Origin of the sequence: Chryseobacterium sp. R2A-55 (assembly GCF_021401085.1) — a bacterium.
Classification (GTDB): domain Bacteria; phylum Bacteroidota; class Bacteroidia; order Flavobacteriales; family Weeksellaceae; genus Kaistella.
This window is the reverse complement of sequence record NZ_JACBFP010000007.1, coordinates 116,905-133,235: the sequence shown is the minus strand read 5'-3', so window position 1 is coordinate 133,235 and position 16,331 is coordinate 116,905. Positions and strand designations below refer to the sequence as shown.

The window sequence follows — 16,331 nt, the reverse complement described above, 5'->3', positions numbered from 1 at the left end:
TCTCAGCAGCTTCGTGATTAATATAGATGAAAATTTACTTTACCAGTAATTTTTTCGAATAGGTCTTGGTACCGTCTGAAATTTTAATCATGTAAATTCCTTTTGGTGCGTAAGACATATCGAAATCTGTTTCATATCCTGTACCAGCTCTGAATAGGCGTTTTTTAAGCACTTCCTGTCCGGCTGCATTGTAGAGATCCATGTCCACCATTTTGTTCATTTCCTTGTCATTCAAAATCACTTTGAATTTGTTGATTCCGGTATTGGCAACCATTACGTTATTGCTGTCCACTTCAACATTTGAAACTGCCAGATTATCGTTGGTGCAAATATCCAGTGTCCAATCAAGTAGTGTTCCGCCGTCAAGGTTTGACATATCTGTGATGACCAGTTTCCAATCGCCGGTCATCAATTTGCCGTTAAGGACAGAAAGTGGTGATTCCGGTTTGAATGTTCCGGTGAACGGAGGCGTTCCCGAAGAAATAGCAGTGGTAGCATCATCATCAAAAATGGTATTGGTGTAGTTGTCGCCAGAACTTCCTCTTCTGTTTGCTAAGATGACTTCAGTATTATCTGGTGCAACCAATTTGATTACAATATCTCCCACCCAGGTGTGAACCAGATTCACTCTCACTTTCACCTTGTTCACCGCACCTCCGTTAGGATAGTTCACAATCGAAGTAGTGACTGTGCCGCTGTTTGGTCCAATTGGATATGGAGTGTTGTTGGTTTTAGCGATACAAGCTGAGTTGACGATTGTTTTTGTGACAACGTCGTTTGCAGGAACCGCATCATTGGCAAGCATAGTTTTGGCCGTAAGATTATAAGTCTTAATGGTGTTGAAATTATACGGTGTGGTAAAAGTATAATTTAAAGATGTTCCTGCCGGAATTGGAGTAGTCACTGTTTCGTTCACGAATGCTCCACCATCCACATTATACGCAACTGGAAGATTGGTAATGGTTTGGGTTCCCTTATTTGAAATTTTCACTTTGATTGGTTGGGAGTTCAAATACCCACCAGAGTTTGGATCGGTGATTTCATCCATTGCGGCATCCCATTGAAATACATGGGTTACATTTTTGGTAATGCCATCATTGGTGGTGTCTTCATCGCCACTTAGCGATGTTCCGGCATAGATGGCGTAAGTCTGACCTTCAGTTCCCAAATTCGCTTTGGCAGTAAATGTGTAATCTGCCGTGGCACCTGAGGCTAAAGGTCCTGCAAAAGTTTCGGTGGCAATAGTGGTCCCATTAACTTTAAATAAAACTGGGATATTGCTTTGTGCATCTGTGCCGTAATTGTACACTTTTACTTTTACGGTTTCCGCATTGCTTAAAGCTCCGGAAACAGGAGTATCAATACTGATAACGCCCACATCCTTCAAGAAATTCGGTGCAATTTTGAAAACTCCCACCACATTTTTTCTGCCACTGTTCATATATTCGGTATCGTACCACATCGTTTTATAGTCAGCCGGGTCGATATCTATTTTTGAATAATCACCATATCTTCCACCAGGAATGTTCGCGTTACCTTCTTTGATGATGGTTTCCGCAACAGTCATTGTTCCCAGAGGATCTACTGCTTTTCGGCCGGTATAATAAGAACCTACATACTTATTTCCTGGACCACCCATGGCAGTATATCCCATCCCGATATTTCCTTGCACATCCATAATCAAACTCGCATTCCAAGCGTGTTTCCCATTAGCTGCTGTATAGGTTCCTTCCTGATAGATCGTCCAGGGTTGTCCGTCAGCTGGTTGACGAAGCTCAAACCAGCGAATTCCTGCAAGTTTTCCTGTGGCGGCCGTGTTGACCACAAAATTAAAAACTGCCGAATTGTGATCTGCAAATTTTCTAAACTGTGCCTGGTTCATAATGGTTGCCTGAAGTGCATCAATGGTGGCGCCTCCGTTTGGCTGAGGTAAATTATAAAAACTTCCCCCGTCAAAAACACCTACGAAAGGTTGGGTGTTGAGCTGCACTGGTTGTGACATTACCGAGGCACTCGGATTTGCCCAGTTCACACTAAGATTCCACAATTTGAGGTGGTCTTGTGAAACGCCGCTCCATGCATCATCTTGCATGTAAACGATTGGGACATTCCCTGCAGCTGGTGCATTTGGATCCGAAAGGGTAAAAAATTGCGGGCTGTAAAAACCTGAAGTTACAAGTCCCGGAAGCGGAAATGCCAATATTTTTGCAGAAGGATCACCTGCCAACATTTTTTCTCTTTCAAAAGCATAAACTTTGTTGCTAGAAGTAGTGTTATCAGTCATATAATATCCATCACTCCACACTGAAAGCTTTTGATAGTCAGTGACTGAAGAATAGGTGTAAACATTCCAGCCGGAAGTCACAGGATCTGCAGTTTTCGAAACGGCCACATAAGCGCCGCTTCCCAGAAGTGTAACCACCCATCTGTTCGCTATATGGTCATATGAAGCGGTAAGGTCGCAACAGCCATTTGTCCCGAAAATATTTGACGGTGCCAATTGCCCGGTCAAAGGATTTCCGGATTTGTCAAAAATTCTGAAGCCGGTGTTGAATACCACAAATACATGGTTCGGTCCCACTGCCAAAGCAGGATCCGTTGGTTGGGAAGTAGAAGCTGCAGCATCAAAAACCAGACTCGGTGCCTTCCCCGGAATAAGCTGTTCCAGCGGATTTCTATTCAACACATGAATGTCGTCTGTTTTCTGAGGGTCTTTTCCCGGAAGGATATTGTGTTTGTAATAACGGCGGTCTTTCATTTCGCCCCCTTTGTCAACAAATGGTTCCAAGTTTGTTCTGCTTGACAAAGAAGGCATTTCCACCATTTTGTCTGCTTGCCCGATGAAGGTCGGTCCCTTTCCTTCTTGCGCGCCAATCATGATGCCCACGCATAACATTACTAATGAAAGTAATTGATAAAGTTTTGATTTCATATTATATTTTAGTTTCGAAATATTGCGTCTAAATTACTAATTATTGTTAAATATTTAAGAAAATTTTAATAATTTAATTTTAACAAAAGGTTAATTCGGTAAAGAAATCTAATAAACAGCGCTTTTCTCATAGGAATTTAATAATAATTTGTGTTTTCTAGAATGTTTCACATGAAATTTTCACAGTAAGACACAAAAAAAGCTGCCGAAAAACGCAGCAGCTTTCATTGATGATTGATTATAAAACTAATTGACCGATAAATTTTTGTTTGAGGTAGAGGTTCCATCGGATATTTTAATCAGGTAGAATCCTTTCCTTTCATAAGGCATATCGAATTCTGTTTTATATTCTGCTGCCATCTTGAAATGTCTTTTCTTTACTATTTTTTATCCAGCCGCGTCGCATAAGACCATATCCACAATCTTGTTTCCCGCACATTCAAAAAATAGCATCTTTGGGATATATTCAAACAAAAAAAGAAGTCCCAAAAATTTTAGAACTCCAAATTAATCTTCCCGGAAATTTTTTCTGAAGTATAGATAATCAAATTTTTAGTTTCCAAATTGACTTTGTTCCAATAGTGGTTTCCCGCGAAGCGGCTTTCCAGAACCTGGGCTTCTTTACCGTTTTCGGAAATCGTAATTTCATGCGGGTACCAAAGACTTTTTGAAAGATTGTGCCTGATTACTTCAGCATTAGAAAACACATTCACCTCACCAAAAAGTTTGGCTACATAATCATTATAGGGATTTTTGAAAGTTTCCTCCGGACCGTCATTTTGGATCAGCCTTCCATCTTGAAGTACAATGATTTGGTCCAGCCAAGGCATTATTTCCTGGATTTCGTGGGTGGAAATGATCAGCGAAATGTTCTTCTCTTTCACATAGCTAAAAAGTCTCTCGCGAAGCTCTACTTTTCTGGAAAAGTCTATATTGCTGAATGGCTCATCCAGTAAAAGGAGTTTTGGCATCACCGAAAGTGCGCGCGCAATAGCAACCCTTTGTTGTTGGCCACCACTCAAGTATTTCGGTAAAATGTTGGCATATTCCAAAAGGCCCACCACTTCCAAAAGCTCGCTGATTTTTTCCTTTTTTTCTTTTAGATTGATATTGGAGATGAATTTTCCCACATTTTCAGAAACAGTCGCGTAAGGCATCAAATCATAGTTCTGAGCCACGAGTTTCATTTCATTTTCTCCCGGAACGATATTGTTTTTGGGACCAAAAAGAGTTTTTTCGTCAAAAATGATTTCGCCCTCTTCCCAATCCAGTAATCCGTAAATCAGGTTAATCAGTGTGGATTTTCCACAACCGCTTTCTCCGGCAAGTGCAATGATTTTTCCTGCAGCCACCTTCAGGTTCAAATTTTGAAAAAGTCTTTTTTCTGGCGAATAGGAAAAAAATAAGTGGTTGATTTCTAAAAGCATAATGCAAAAGTAAGATTTTTGCCTTTAATAGGTTTTTTTTATTATTTTAGCATCAATAAAAAACGCAAATTTTCAATGAAGAAAATAACCATTGCTTCAATTGTTTCTTTTTTAGTCTTCGGTTTATTGGTGATTTCTTGTGGGAAAGAAAAACCTATTGCCGGAGATTCAGGTGAAATTACTGCCATAAAAAATGGAACAGTATTCCAAGTGGATACCCTAAACAGTAAAATTGAATGGAAAGGCTACAAGATCTTTAAGTCAGATAATTTCAGCCATTTCGGAACCATTAAGTTTGAAAGTGGCGATGTGACCATGCAAAATGGGGAAATCGTGGGCGGAAAATTCGTGGCAGATATGGGAACACTTGAAAATGTCGATCTGAAAAACGATTTGGAACAAAAAAACAAACTGGAATCCCATCTGAAAAGCGCAGATTTCTTCGCGGTGGAAAAATTTCCTACGGCTTCCTACGAAATCACGAAAGTTACCCACAACGAAAGTGGCGATTATAATACCACTTTAGACGGAAATCTTACCATCAAAGGCATATCCAAACCGGCGAAGTTCAATGCGAATATTTCTTTGAAAGACGGCGAAGTGAGCATCGCTACAGAGCCAACGGACATCAAAAGGGAAGATTTCGGCGTGAAATTCCAGATCCCCGTAGCGAACGGAGTCATTAAAGATGAGGTGAATCTCCAGATCTTGATTAAGGCATTAGAAAAGAAATAGCTTGATTTCAGTTGGTGAATCATCATGTCCGTTTCAATTTTTTGGGAACGGATTTTTTTTACCAAAAGCTATACATTAGATTACTTGCAAAATATAAAGGAAATTCATTTTCCCTGTCCCGAAACGGAGTGCAGAAAATGAAGTTTCTTTACCCACTACCTTAAGTTGACAAATTCAATCCTTAATCAACAGCTGCATTTTTGTACTTAAATCCTTATTTTTCTTAATGGTTCAAATCCGTAATTTAGACCGGTGCAAAATTTCCAAATCACCCAAAAATCCCTAAATTTGCAATCTTATTAACTGCAGATAGCCGATCGCTAAAAGCCAAAAGCCAACTATGACTTCACAACAAATCAGACAGCAATTTCTAGATTATTTCAAATCCAAAGGACACCAAATCGTGCCTTCTGCACCGATCGTTCTACAAGATGATCCCACGTTGATGTTCTCCAATTCTGGGATGACTCAGTTTAAGGATTATTTCCTGGGCTACAAAGAACCATCAAGTTTGAGAATTGCAGATACCCAAAAATGCTTGCGCGTTTCGGGGAAACACAACGATTTGGATGATGTGGGGCGCGATACGTATCACCACACGATGTTCGAAATGTTGGGAAACTGGAGTTTCGGCGATTACTTCAAAAAGGAGGCGATTGAATTTGCATGGCAATTGCTGACGGAAGTTTACGGAATTCCAAAAGAAGATCTCTATGTAACCATCTTTGAGGGCGATGCTTCCGAAAATCTGAAAAGAGATACCGATGCTTACCAATTCTGGAAATCCCATATATCGGAAGACCGAATCATCAACGGGAACAAAAAGGACAATTTCTGGGAAATGGGCGAAAGCGGACCGTGCGGACCGTGTTCGGAAATCCATGTGGATTTGCGTTCTGAAGAAGAAAAAGCGAAAGTTCCGGGATTGGATTTGGTGAACAATGACCATCCGCAAGTGGTGGAAATCTGGAATCTTGTTTTCATGGAATTCAATCGAAAAGCGGACGGAAGTCTGGAAAAATTACCAAAACAGCATGTGGATACCGGAATGGGGTTTGAGCGACTGTGCATGGCGCTTCAGGGAAAAAAATCAAACTATGATACCGATGTTTTCACACCTTTAATTTCAAAGGTGGAAGAACTTTCCGGAAAAAAATATGGGGGAATTTTGGAAAGCGAAAAAGATATTGCGATTCGCGTGGTGGTGGATCACATTCGTGCTGTTGCATTTGCGATTGCAGATGGACAGCTGCCTTCCAACGGCGGTGCAGGCTACGTCATCCGAAGGATTTTGAGGCGTGCGATTTCGTATTCCTATAGATTTCTAGGAATGAAGGAACCGTTTCTTTACCAACTTGTTGCCGTTTTAAAAAACGAGATGGGTTCATTTTTTCCCGAACTTGACAGGCAGGAAAAATTGGTTACCGAGGTGATTAAGGAAGAGGAATCTTCATTTTTAAAAACCATTGAACTTGGTTTGAAAAGAATTGATTTGATTATCAATGAAACCATTACGAAAGGAGAAAAAACGCTTCCGGGAACTGAAGTTTTCGAATTGTACGATACGTACGGTTTTCCGGCAGATTTGTCCAGGATCATTGCCGAAGAAAAACAATTGACCGTGGACGAAAAAGGTTTCGATGAAGAAATGGAAAAGCAAAAACAGCGTTCCAAAAAATCTTCCGCCCAAAAAGTTCACGATTGGGTGATTTTGGAAGAAAAGCCGGAAATATTCGTGGGTTACGACCAAACCGAGGTGGAAACCTACATTACCAGATATCGAAAAATTGAAAATAAAGACGGGGAATTTTATCAGATCGTTTTGTCGAAATCCCCATTTTATCCGGAAGGAGGTGGACAGATCGGCGACAAAGGAATCCTGATTCCGAGCTATACAGAAGGATTTGATATCTCCAATCCAAGCGTTTTTGATGTGACGGATTGCCGCAATATCGTGGAAATTTTAGACACCAAAAGGGAAAACAACCTCATTATTTCATTGGTGAAAGATCTTCCGAAAGATGTAGGAGCCGTTTTCTTCGCAAAAGTGAATCACGCAGACCGAAACAATACCCAAGCAAACCACTCGGTAACTCACCTTCTGCATGAAGCCTTGAGAGAAGTTTTGGGAACTCACGTGGAACAGAAAGGTTCGTTTGTGGGGCCTGATTATCTGCGTTTTGACTTCTCGCATTTCACAAAAATGAGCGAAGAGGAGTTGAAATTGGTCGAAGATAAAGTGAATGCGAAAATCAAACAGAATATTGCGTTGCAGGAATTCCGCGAAATTCCGATTGCCGAAGCGATGGAAAAAGGAGCGATGGCGCTTTTTGGCGAAAAATACGGCGACCATGTAAGAATGATCCAGTTTGGAAGTTCGCGCGAATTGTGTGGTGGAACCCATGTGAAATCAACCGGGGAAATCGGTCATTTCAAGATTCAGAGCGAAAGTTCAACTGCAGCCGGAATCCGAAGAATCGAAGCGATTTCAGGTGAACAGTCCTCCAAATATTTTGCGAATCTGGAAAAGCAATTAAAAGAAATTTCCACTTTATTAAAGTCGAAAGATTTGGCAAAATCCGTAGAGAAATTACTCGAAGAAAATGCTTTTTTAAAATCAGAACTGGAATCATTAAAAGCTGAAAAAGCAAAATCCCAAACTGCCAACTGGAAAAACGAATTCACGGAAAGCGGAGGCAAAAAACTTCTGGTGAAAAAAGTAACGATGGATGCTGGAAGCGTGAAGGACATTGTGTTCCAGCTGAAGAAGGAAATCCCGAATTCCATCACCATCATTATTTCCGATGCTGATCAGAAACCGGTGATCACGGTGGGCGTTTCTGCGGATTTAGAATCGAAATACCACGCCGGAAATATTGTGAAGGAATTGGCTAAAGAAATCCAGGGCGGAGGAGGAGGAAATCCGGGCTTCGCCACTGCGGGTGGAAAAAACCTTGCTGGAATTGATGCGGCGGTGGAAAAAGCAAGAACAGTGTAGAAGTCCCCAAATTCTTAAATGACTTTAACCAAGTTTAATTGCTGTTTTAACTTCTTTTATTTTTACGAGAATTTCAGTTTACACCAACGAACTTGATCAAGAAAAATCCCGATTCAGCTGATTCGGGATTTTTCTTGATTAATGGCGAAAATTTCTATTTGCTTCCACCTTTTGCGACCAATGCAACCAATAGAATGACGACCAAAGCTCCGATTACCCAAACCAGTGGATTGCTCATCCAGTCGCTGCCCATCGCGTTTCCGCCTTTGTTGACGTCCACATCCACTTTCAGGTCGGGTGCTTTTTCCTGTGCTTTTACAATAAGTGTTGCGAAATTGGCCATCAGTGCCAAAACAAACAGTTGAATTTTCGAAGTCAAGTTAGCGCGTGTCATAATAATATTTTTTTGGTGTTCTATTTCTTCCAATTCTAAAATTGTACCAAAAAAATAGGGATCTGAATTTTCAAACCGAATTAAAATAAAAATTCCATCAAGTAATCATCCATCACATATCCGTTACCAATGTCGAAAACGCCTTCGTCGTAGATCTGGAAACCTTGTGATTCATAGACGTTTTTTGCATTGTTTATTTTGTTCACATTCAAAATGATGCGGTGATTTCCGATTTTTTTAACCTCGTCTTTCAAAAAATTAATGGCCGTTTTTCCTATTCCCTTTCCGTGGGTTTCCGCTAATAAATAAATCCGGTGAAGTTTGGTGGTGTCTTTTTCATAATTAAATTCAAAGCCTATAAATCCCGCCGGTTTTTCGTCAACAAAAATTAAATAATAGGGAAACCCGGGATTCTGTAGGTGCCTCATCAGTTCATCCACCGAATACATTTCGCCTAACATATAATCGATTTGCTCCGGACTGAGAATCTCTGCATACGCAGAATTCCAGGATTTTTTCGCCAAATCTCTGATCATTCCGATATCGTTTTCTGATGCTCTTTTGAAAGTTGCCGTCATTAATTTTCAAAAATTAAGATAGTTCAAGCAGAGTAATCTCCGGTTCAATTCCCACTCTTCCGGGAAAGCCAATTACGCCGAAGCCCCTGTTTACATACAAGTATTTTCCTTCACTTTCATACAGATCCGCCCATTTTTTATAACGGTATTGAGCAGGACTCCAGCGGATGTTCTTAAGGTCGATTCCGAATTGCATTCCGTGGGTATGTCCGGAAAGCGTGAGTTGCACGTTTGAGGGATGTTTTTTCACGATGGCATCGAAATGGGAAGGATCGTGGCTCATCAGGATTTTTGCAGCTTCTGCCGGAATTCCTGCTGCTGCTTTATCCAAATCTCCGTATTGCGGAAACGGTTTTTCGCCCCAGTTTTCTACACCCAAAATGTAGAGTTTCTCGCCATTTTTTTCGATGACGCGGTGTTCGTTTCTGAGCATTTCGAAACCTGCCTTCTTTTGGAGTTCAATAAGATTCAGGATGTTATGGGCTTTTTCTGCGGGCGACTTCCATTCGGCATAATCGCCATAATCGTGGTTTCCGAGGATTGAGAATTTTCCGTCTTTTGATTTTATCGAAGAAAACAATGCAACGAAAGGTTCAAACTCACTCGCGAAATTATTCACCATATCTCCCGTAAAAACTACCAAATCCGGCTTTTGTTTATTGATTAAATTGATGGCGTGCTGCAATTTTTCGGGATGAAAAAAACTCCCGGAATGCACATCGGAGATTTGAATGATTCTGTAGCCTTTAAAACTATTTGGTAAACCCGGAATTTTCAATTTCACCTGTCTCACCCAATGCCGGTATTTCCCAAAGATGATTCCGTCAATGATCAAAGCAGAAAAAATTCCTGCGATTCCGAATCCGAGCAGACTGATGAATCTTCGCCTTTCAGGAAAATAGGAATCCGGCTTTGCATAAAAAGTGAACAGGTACCTGAAAAACCGGCCGATATCTTCCAAAATCAGAAAAAAGACGATGAAGAGTTTTGGAATCAGAAAGATTAAAAATATCGACGCGAGGATCTGAATTCTATGATGATCCCTTTCACTGCGCGAAAATCCCAATAGTTCATAGATGAAAAATCCATAGACCAAAATAGTAACCAGCCAGTAACCGACTCTTAACCATTGGTTTGAAGTTACGGTTTTAAAAGCCTGATAAACATAGAATTCGAGAACAAAAATAATTCCTGTGAAGATGAGAATGTTTTTCTGCATTTTTAAAAAAAAATCCTTCTTTTTGAAGGACTTGATGATTTTTATGGAAAGCGATAAACAATCGCGTTAATGTTCATTCCAGCGCCCACGGAAGCGAAAACGATATTTCCTTTTTCTTTGAATTTCTGGCCTTTCATTTCACCTTTGATGATGAGGTCAAACATCGTAGGAATGGTGGCGACTGATGAATTACCGAATTGCTGAATGGTCATCGGTGCGATATCGTGGCTGTAATTTGTTTTTCCATATAGTTTATGAAGTCTGGAAATCATGGCGTAATCCATTTTTGCGTTGGCTTGATGGATCAGGATTTTGTCGATATCATCAATGGTCAAACCAGCTTGGTCAATGGTCTCCTTGATGGCGATGGGAACATTTTTCAGAGCGTATTCATAGATTTTCCTGCCGATCATTCTGATGTAGAGTGGTTTTTGGTCTGCATTTTTGTTTAATGATGGCGAGTTTTCCAGATAAGTTAATTCCACATCATTGTCGCAAACTGTGGAATCGGCTATGATTCCTACATTTTCTTCGTCTGTTGCTTTTACCACCACTGCTCCGGCTCCGTCAGCAAAGATCATTTTGTTTCTGTCAAAAGGGTCGGTGACTCTGCTTAAAGTCTCAGAACCTACCACCAAAATCAGTTTTGCTTTTTTGGCTTTAATTAAAGTGTCTGCCAAAATCATTGCTTCCACCCAACCCGGACAACCGAAAATCATGTCGTAATTGATGCATTTTCTGTTTTTGATGCCGAGTTTGTTTTTCACTCTTGCAGACATGGAGGGCATGAAATTGGTCATCCCGTTTTTGTCAACTTCCCCGAAATTACTGGCGTAAATAATATAGTCCAATTCTTCCTGATCAATCTCTGCATCGTAGATGGCTTCTTTTGCAGCGTGGTAACCGAGGTCTGAATTGAATTCATCATCTTCAAGATATCTTCTTTCCTCGATTTCTGTGATTTCTACGAATTTCTGGAAGATTTCCTCATTCGGTTTATTGATTTTGTCACCTTCGTCGGTAAAAAAAACCGAATCCATGAAGTGTTCTTTACCGATAACTTTTGAGGGAATATAACTTCCTGATCCTATAATAATTGTATTGGGCATTTTTTTTCTGGAAAATTTAGGCAAAGTTAAGAAATAATCCAAAAATATAGGAAATGAAATTAATTTAGAAATTTAAAGGTTTTCCTAAAGCTTAAAGCGCCTTTTCCAAATTGAACTTTAGATGAATCGCATTTCCTTATATGATCTATCGATAAATCATTCCCAACAAAAAAAATATTCCCTAAATTTGCAAAGTTTTTTACGCCAACTATTATGAAATTAAGTCCATCCACCAAAGGTTTGCTCTTCTCGGTTTTTGCTGTGATCGTCGCATTTGGGATTTATTTCGTCTTTTTGGCAAAAAAAAATTATTATTTGGTTGACAATCCTACAAAAAATACTTATTTTTTTAAAATCAATAATGGAGCGGAAAAGATTATTTCGTCCGGACAAAATTTCAGGATTGATTTGAAAAAGGGAAAAAATAAGATTGTTGTTTTTGATGACCAAAGGAAACTTTTGTATGATTCTTCCTTTAATGTCAATAAAGACCGTGGTTTGCTGAATATTTCACATCAGGATTATTATATCAACGAACAGTTTTACGGATACGGACTAAATAAAGATTCGCTGATCGCCGCAAGAGGTGCCACCGAAATCGACGGAAAGAATTACCTGAACAAACCGGTCCATTTCAATAAATTATACACTGATGATTTTTACTATAATTTGGACGAAAATTACGACCAGGTGGTGAAAAACATCCAAAAAGTGGAATCCAGAACGAAGATTTTCAGAAAAGAGGATTTTCTTAAGTATTACCAAGAATATTACAAATTTTAAATCAAAGATTGTGAGCCAAGTTACACCCTACAATACAGAAGCCGGGAAAAAAAAGGAAGTGGAAGATATGTTCGACAATATCGCGCCGAAATACGATCTGCTGAATCATGTGCTTTCCATGAAAATTGATGTGCTGTGGCGAAACACTTTGGTAAAATGGATGAACAAAGACCAACCAAAACTGGTGCTTGATGTGGCAACCGGAACCGGCGATCTGGCGATTGCCGTGCAAAAAGGAACCGGTGCGAAAGTGGTTGGCTTGGACCTTTCACAGCAAATGTTGAATGTAGGGATCGATAAAATAAAAAAACTTAAATTAGATGCCGAAATTTCTATGGAAAAAGGCGATGCTGAAAACCTGCCGTTTGATGACAATAAATTCGATGCGGTTTCCGTTGCTTTTGGAGTAAGAAATTTTGAGAATCTGGAGAAAGGTTTGTCGGAACTCAGAAGGGTAGTGAAAGAAAATGCGAGCGTATATATTCTGGAATTTTCTAAAGTGGAAGGGTTTTTGGGACCGTTCTATATGTTTTATTTTAAAAATATTCTGCCCCAAATCGGGAAACTGGTTTCCAAAGATAACAGAGCTTATACCTATCTTCCGGATTCTGTGAACGCTTTTCCGTTTGGCGAGAAAATGAAAAACATACTGTTGAAGACAGGGTTCCAGAAAGTAGAATACAAGAAACTAAGTCTAGGAATCGCAACTATTTACAAGGCAACCAAATAATATGGGGAATAACACACTGAAAATCAAGGTACTCATAGCAATCTTCTTTGCGGGACTTTTCAATGCGCAGCTTTTCAGAACCAAAGACAGAATGGACCGTCTGGAAGGTTTTGATGGCCAAAAATTCAGCTACGGTTTTTACCTTGCAGCAAATAATTTTGACTACAAACTCGTGCTGCACCCCATGTTTGGGATGGATGGGCAGAGAAACCTGGTGCAAACCAAGTCCTCATACAGTTTCGGAGCCGGATTAATTGGAAAGATGCGTCTTAATGACAATTTTGATTTAAGATTGGAACCGGGACTTCAGTTCATGTCCAGAGAAATTACCTTTAATACCCAATCAAATGATCAATATTCTGGTGGAACTACAGCCAATGCACCTTTCACACCGCGGGCTTTGACGGAAGCAGACAAGCTGAGAACGGTGAAATCCACTTATTTGGACGTACCTTTGTTATTGGAAGTTCATGGTGACAGATGGTACAATTCAAGACCTTACGCCGCTGCAGGGGTCAACTGGATGATGAATTTGCAATCCAATAGCAGTTCGGTGGATGACAATTCAAACGGGATTTTCCGCACCACATCCAGTAATTTTGCCTGGACCGCAGAAATCGGGATTCAGTTCTATTTCAGCAGATTCAAACTGACTCCGGGATTCCGTGGAACATTTATGATCAATGACGAGATGGTTGCAGATAATGCAGAAACGCCACCATATTGGACCTCGGCAATTTCCTCTGCAAAAACCAGAGCGTTTATGTTCGTGCTGAAATTCGAATAAATTATATTTAAATATTTCATAAAGAGAAGGCTGATTAGGTCTTCTCTTTTTTTATCCAAATAAATCTGCGAGAAAACTCCAATTCAAATTAAATTTTTATATTTTTGTACAATAGTTAGAATAACAACACCTGAAAATGCTTCGAGATTTAGAGAATAATTTTTCGCTTTTGGAGAAAAGGGTTCTGAACTTCAGAAAAGATTATCAGAACTTAAGCGAAAAGTATTTGGAACTAAGTCGAGAACACGAAGAGCTGAAGGCAAAGTATGATGAGGAAAGAAGAAAAAGTCAGGCATTAGCAGAAGAACAAAAAAATATTAAGCTTTACTCGGCAATATCCGGGAATCCAGACCACAACCGATTGATGAAAACGCACATCAACCGGTTGATCAAAGAGGTGGATAACTGTATTGCAGAACTTCAAAACAACGGATTGTAATGGAAGTGAGGAGGATTACCATCACCATCGCCGGAAGAAATTATCCGCTGAATGTGCCCGCTGCAGAAGAAGAAACACTGCGAAAAGTGGGGAAACAGATTGAAGCCATGATTAAAGATTTTGAACAAAATTTTGACGTGAGAGACAAACAGGATGCTTTGGCGATGTGCGCCCTGAAAATGGGAACCAACGCGGAAGTCTCACAAATCACGAACGAAAAGAATATCAATGCCTCCAATGAAAGGTTGCTACAGCTCAACCGGATCTTGGAAGCGCTGGAAAAGTAGATTTTTCTTTTCCGGGAAACAACTGCCTACAATAGTTCTAACACATTAAAGGTAAACTCAACGCTAAACAATAACCGGACGAAAGTTCATTTGATGGCGCGCCGACTTGCTCGGATTACAGAAAATGAAAATCAGTTCAAATCGTGTAGATTAGGAGTTTACTCTAATCCGGAATTGTTGTAGGCTTTTTTTGAACTAAAACAAAAATAAACATAGATATATATGGACTTAATTACAATTATCATCGGCATGGTTTGTCTGGGAATCGGTGCGGTTTTGGGACTTGTTTTTTCCAAAAGCTCGCTGAATTCAAAGGCACAATTCATCATTAATGATGCCAAGAAAAACGCCGAAAATCTTATAGAGAAAGCCACGGTTCAAGCAGAAGCCGTGAAGAAGGAAAAACATCTTCAGGCCAAAGAAAAATTCCTGGAACTGAAATCGCAACATGATGCCGATATTCAGCAGAGAGAAAAGAAAATGCAGGAATCCGAGAAAAGCCTCAAAGACAAAGAGCACAAACTCAATGACGAACTGAGCAAAACCGGAAAACTGGAAAAGGATCTGGAAAGACAAATCGCAGACTACGGCAAAAAACACGAAATTCTGGAAAGAAAACAACAGGAATTGGATGCCATCACTGCCCAAAAAGTAGAAATCCTGGAGAAAATTTCTGGATATTCCGCAGAGGATGCCAAGAACGAACTCGTGGAAGCCATGAAAGCCGAAGCGAAAACAAAAGCGCAAGCTCATGTTCAAAGCATCATGGAAGAAGCCAATCTCAATGCAAAACAGGAAGCCAAAAAAATCGTCATTCAAACCATTCAGAGAATCGGAACGGAACAGGCCATCGAAAACTCGGTTTCTGTCTTCAATATTGAATCCGACGAAGTGAAAGGAAGAATCATCGGTAGAGAAGGTAGAAATATCCGTGCTTTGGAAGCTGCAACCGGTGTAGAAATCATTGTGGATGATACTCCTGAAGCAATCCTGCTTTCATGCTTCGATCCGGTCCGCAGAGAAATCGCCAGATTATCGCTGCACCGATTGGTAACCGACGGACGAATTCACCCCGCAAGAATTGAGGAAGTGGTGGAAAAAACCAGAAAACATATCGAGGAAGAAATCATCGAAGTGGGTAAAAGAACCATCATCGATCTGGGAATCCACGGACTGCACCCGGAACTGGTGAAAATCGTGGGAAGAATGAAATTCCGTTCTTCTTATGGACAAAACCTTTTGCAGCACTCCAGAGAAGTTGCCAACATCGCTGCAACGATGGCTGCAGAACTGGGACTCAATGTGAAATTGGCGAAAAGAGCCGGTTTACTCCATGATATCGGAAAAGTTCCGGAACAGGAATCCGAACTTCCACACGCGCTTCTCGGAATGCAGTGGGCAGAAAAATTCGGTGAAAATCCAGAAGTTGTTAACGCAATTGGAGCACACCATGACGAGATTGAAATGACTTCACTTCTTTCGCCAATCATCCAAGTTGCCGACGGAATTTCCGGAGCAAGACCAGGAGCTAGAAGACAGGTTTTGGAATCTTATATCCAAAGACTAAAAGATTTGGAATCCGCCGCATTGAGTTTTGACGGGGTTTCCAGTGCATACGCAATTCAGGCGGGTCGTGAACTCCGTGTGATGGTGGAAAGCGGTAAAGTTAGCGATGACCAAAGCGCACAGCTTTCTTATGATATTTCTGAAAAAATCCAAAATGAACTCACTTATCCGGGTCAAGTCAGAATCACAGTGATCCGTGAAACCAGAGCGGTGAATATCGCAAGATAATGCAGCGGTAACTGGCTGAAATCTCAGAATTAAAAAAGTCCTTTCAAGTTTTTGGAAGGACTTTTCTTATGATTTCAAATTCGTATTGAACGGACATAAATGTTTTGAGAATTTCTTGC

Annotated in this window: 14 protein-coding genes; 8 read left to right on the top strand and 6 right to left on the bottom strand. The window is 40.3% G+C overall.

Features of this window, described 5'->3' with window-relative positions; all coding sequences use genetic code 11:
* Positions 1-34: 34 nt before the first annotated feature.
* Positions 35-2,932 carry a proprotein convertase P-domain-containing protein gene (locus L0951_RS09325; protein WP_234110960.1) on the bottom strand — a complete coding sequence of 966 codons (2,898 nt, stop codon included), beginning with the start codon at positions 2,930-2,932 and terminating at the stop codon, positions 35-37.
* Positions 2,933-3,426: 494 nt separating this feature from the next.
* Positions 3,427-4,359: a sulfate/molybdate ABC transporter ATP-binding protein gene (locus L0951_RS09320; protein WP_234110959.1), complete on the bottom strand. Its 933-nt coding sequence runs from the start codon at positions 4,357-4,359 to the stop codon at positions 3,427-3,429.
* A 75-nt stretch (positions 4,360-4,434) separates the two neighbouring features.
* On the opposite strand from L0951_RS09320, the gene L0951_RS09315 reads away from it, so the two are divergent.
* Together L0951_RS09315 and alaS are read left to right on the top strand one after the other, a co-directional pair.
* A complete protein-coding gene (locus L0951_RS09315; RefSeq protein ID WP_234110958.1) occupies positions 4,435-5,094 on the top strand; it encodes a YceI family protein in 660 nt (219 codons plus the stop codon).
* Between the two features lie 340 nt (positions 5,095-5,434).
* A complete protein-coding gene (gene alaS / locus L0951_RS09310; protein ID WP_234110957.1) occupies positions 5,435-8,092 on the top strand; it encodes an alanine--tRNA ligase in 2,658 nt (885 codons plus the stop codon).
* 154 nt (positions 8,093-8,246) lie between these two features.
* Here the strand turns inward: alaS and L0951_RS09305 are convergent, their stop codons facing one another.
* From L0951_RS09305 to L0951_RS09290, 4 genes are all read right to left on the bottom strand, one after another.
* Positions 8,247-8,486, bottom strand: coding sequence for a hypothetical protein (locus tag L0951_RS09305; RefSeq protein WP_234110956.1), 240 nt, complete (start codon positions 8,484-8,486; stop codon positions 8,247-8,249).
* 80 nt (positions 8,487-8,566) lie between these two features.
* Complete coding sequence (locus L0951_RS09300; protein ID WP_234110955.1) at positions 8,567-9,064, bottom strand: GNAT family N-acetyltransferase; 498 nt, start codon at positions 9,062-9,064, stop codon at positions 8,567-8,569.
* 13 nt (positions 9,065-9,077) lie between these two features.
* The gene (locus L0951_RS09295; RefSeq protein ID WP_234110954.1) at positions 9,078-10,283 is read right to left on the bottom strand and encodes a metallophosphoesterase; all 1,206 of its coding nucleotides are present in this window, start codon (positions 10,281-10,283) and stop codon (positions 9,078-9,080) included.
* Between the two features lie 41 nt (positions 10,284-10,324).
* Positions 10,325-11,392, bottom strand: a complete 1,068-nt coding sequence (locus tag L0951_RS09290; protein WP_234110953.1) for a 3-oxoacyl-ACP synthase III family protein — start codon at positions 11,390-11,392, stop codon at positions 10,325-10,327.
* A 213-nt stretch (positions 11,393-11,605) separates the two neighbouring features.
* On the opposite strand from L0951_RS09290, the gene L0951_RS09285 reads away from it, so the two are divergent.
* The 6 genes from L0951_RS09285 (at position 11,606) to rny (ending at position 16,212) form a co-directional block, all read left to right on the top strand.
* Positions 11,606-12,175 (top strand): hypothetical protein, encoded by a 570-nt coding sequence (locus tag L0951_RS09285; RefSeq protein ID WP_234110952.1) that lies wholly within the window; start codon positions 11,606-11,608, stop codon positions 12,173-12,175.
* A 10-nt stretch (positions 12,176-12,185) separates the two neighbouring features.
* Positions 12,186-12,905: a bifunctional demethylmenaquinone methyltransferase/2-methoxy-6-polyprenyl-1,4-benzoquinol methylase UbiE gene (gene ubiE, locus L0951_RS09280; RefSeq protein ID WP_410686357.1), complete on the top strand. Its 720-nt coding sequence runs from the start codon at positions 12,186-12,188 to the stop codon at positions 12,903-12,905.
* 1 nt (position 12,906) lies between these two features.
* On the top strand, positions 12,907-13,692 hold the full coding sequence (locus L0951_RS09275) for a porin family protein (protein ID WP_234110951.1): 786 nt from the start codon (positions 12,907-12,909) through the stop codon (positions 13,690-13,692).
* A 136-nt stretch (positions 13,693-13,828) separates the two neighbouring features.
* The gene (locus L0951_RS09270) at positions 13,829-14,131 is read left to right on the top strand and encodes a hypothetical protein (RefSeq protein WP_234110950.1); all 303 of its coding nucleotides are present in this window, start codon (positions 13,829-13,831) and stop codon (positions 14,129-14,131) included.
* The gene (locus L0951_RS09265; RefSeq protein ID WP_234110949.1) at positions 14,131-14,418 is read left to right on the top strand and encodes a cell division protein ZapA; all 288 of its coding nucleotides are present in this window, start codon (positions 14,131-14,133) and stop codon (positions 14,416-14,418) included. The genes L0951_RS09270 and L0951_RS09265 overlap by 1 nt, the downstream gene beginning before the upstream one ends.
* A 222-nt stretch (positions 14,419-14,640) precedes the next feature.
* The gene (gene rny / locus L0951_RS09260; RefSeq protein WP_234110948.1) at positions 14,641-16,212 is read left to right on the top strand and encodes a ribonuclease Y; all 1,572 of its coding nucleotides are present in this window, start codon (positions 14,641-14,643) and stop codon (positions 16,210-16,212) included.
* Positions 16,213-16,331: the final 119 nt, after the last annotated feature.

Excerpts from the sequence above, each read along its gene's own strand:
- L0951_RS09275 (WP_234110951.1), top strand. The coding sequence starts at position 12,907 with ATGGGGAATAACACACTGAAAATCAAGGTACTCATAGCAATCTTCTTT.
- L0951_RS09305 (WP_234110956.1), bottom strand. The coding sequence starts at position 8,486 with ATGACACGCGCTAACTTGACTTCGAAAATTCAACTGTTTGTTTTGGCA.
- alaS (WP_234110957.1), top strand. The coding sequence starts at position 5,435 with ATGACTTCACAACAAATCAGACAGCAATTTCTAGATTATTTCAAATCC.
- L0951_RS09320 (WP_234110959.1), bottom strand. The coding sequence starts at position 4,359 with ATGCTTTTAGAAATCAACCACTTATTTTTTTCCTATTCGCCAGAAAAA.
- L0951_RS09300 (WP_234110955.1), bottom strand. The coding sequence starts at position 9,064 with ATGACGGCAACTTTCAAAAGAGCATCAGAAAACGATATCGGAATGATC.
- L0951_RS09295 (WP_234110954.1), bottom strand. The coding sequence starts at position 10,283 with ATGCAGAAAAACATTCTCATCTTCACAGGAATTATTTTTGTTCTCGAA.
- L0951_RS09285 (WP_234110952.1), top strand. The coding sequence starts at position 11,606 with ATGAAATTAAGTCCATCCACCAAAGGTTTGCTCTTCTCGGTTTTTGCT.
- L0951_RS09315 (WP_234110958.1), top strand. The coding sequence starts at position 4,435 with ATGAAGAAAATAACCATTGCTTCAATTGTTTCTTTTTTAGTCTTCGGT.
- L0951_RS09325 (WP_234110960.1), bottom strand. The coding sequence starts at position 2,932 with ATGAAATCAAAACTTTATCAATTACTTTCATTAGTAATGTTATGCGTG.
- L0951_RS09290 (WP_234110953.1), bottom strand. The coding sequence starts at position 11,392 with ATGCCCAATACAATTATTATAGGATCAGGAAGTTATATTCCCTCAAAA.
- L0951_RS09270 (WP_234110950.1), top strand. The coding sequence starts at position 13,829 with ATGCTTCGAGATTTAGAGAATAATTTTTCGCTTTTGGAGAAAAGGGTT.
- rny (WP_234110948.1), top strand. The coding sequence starts at position 14,641 with ATGGACTTAATTACAATTATCATCGGCATGGTTTGTCTGGGAATCGGT.
- L0951_RS09265 (WP_234110949.1), top strand. The coding sequence starts at position 14,131 with ATGGAAGTGAGGAGGATTACCATCACCATCGCCGGAAGAAATTATCCG.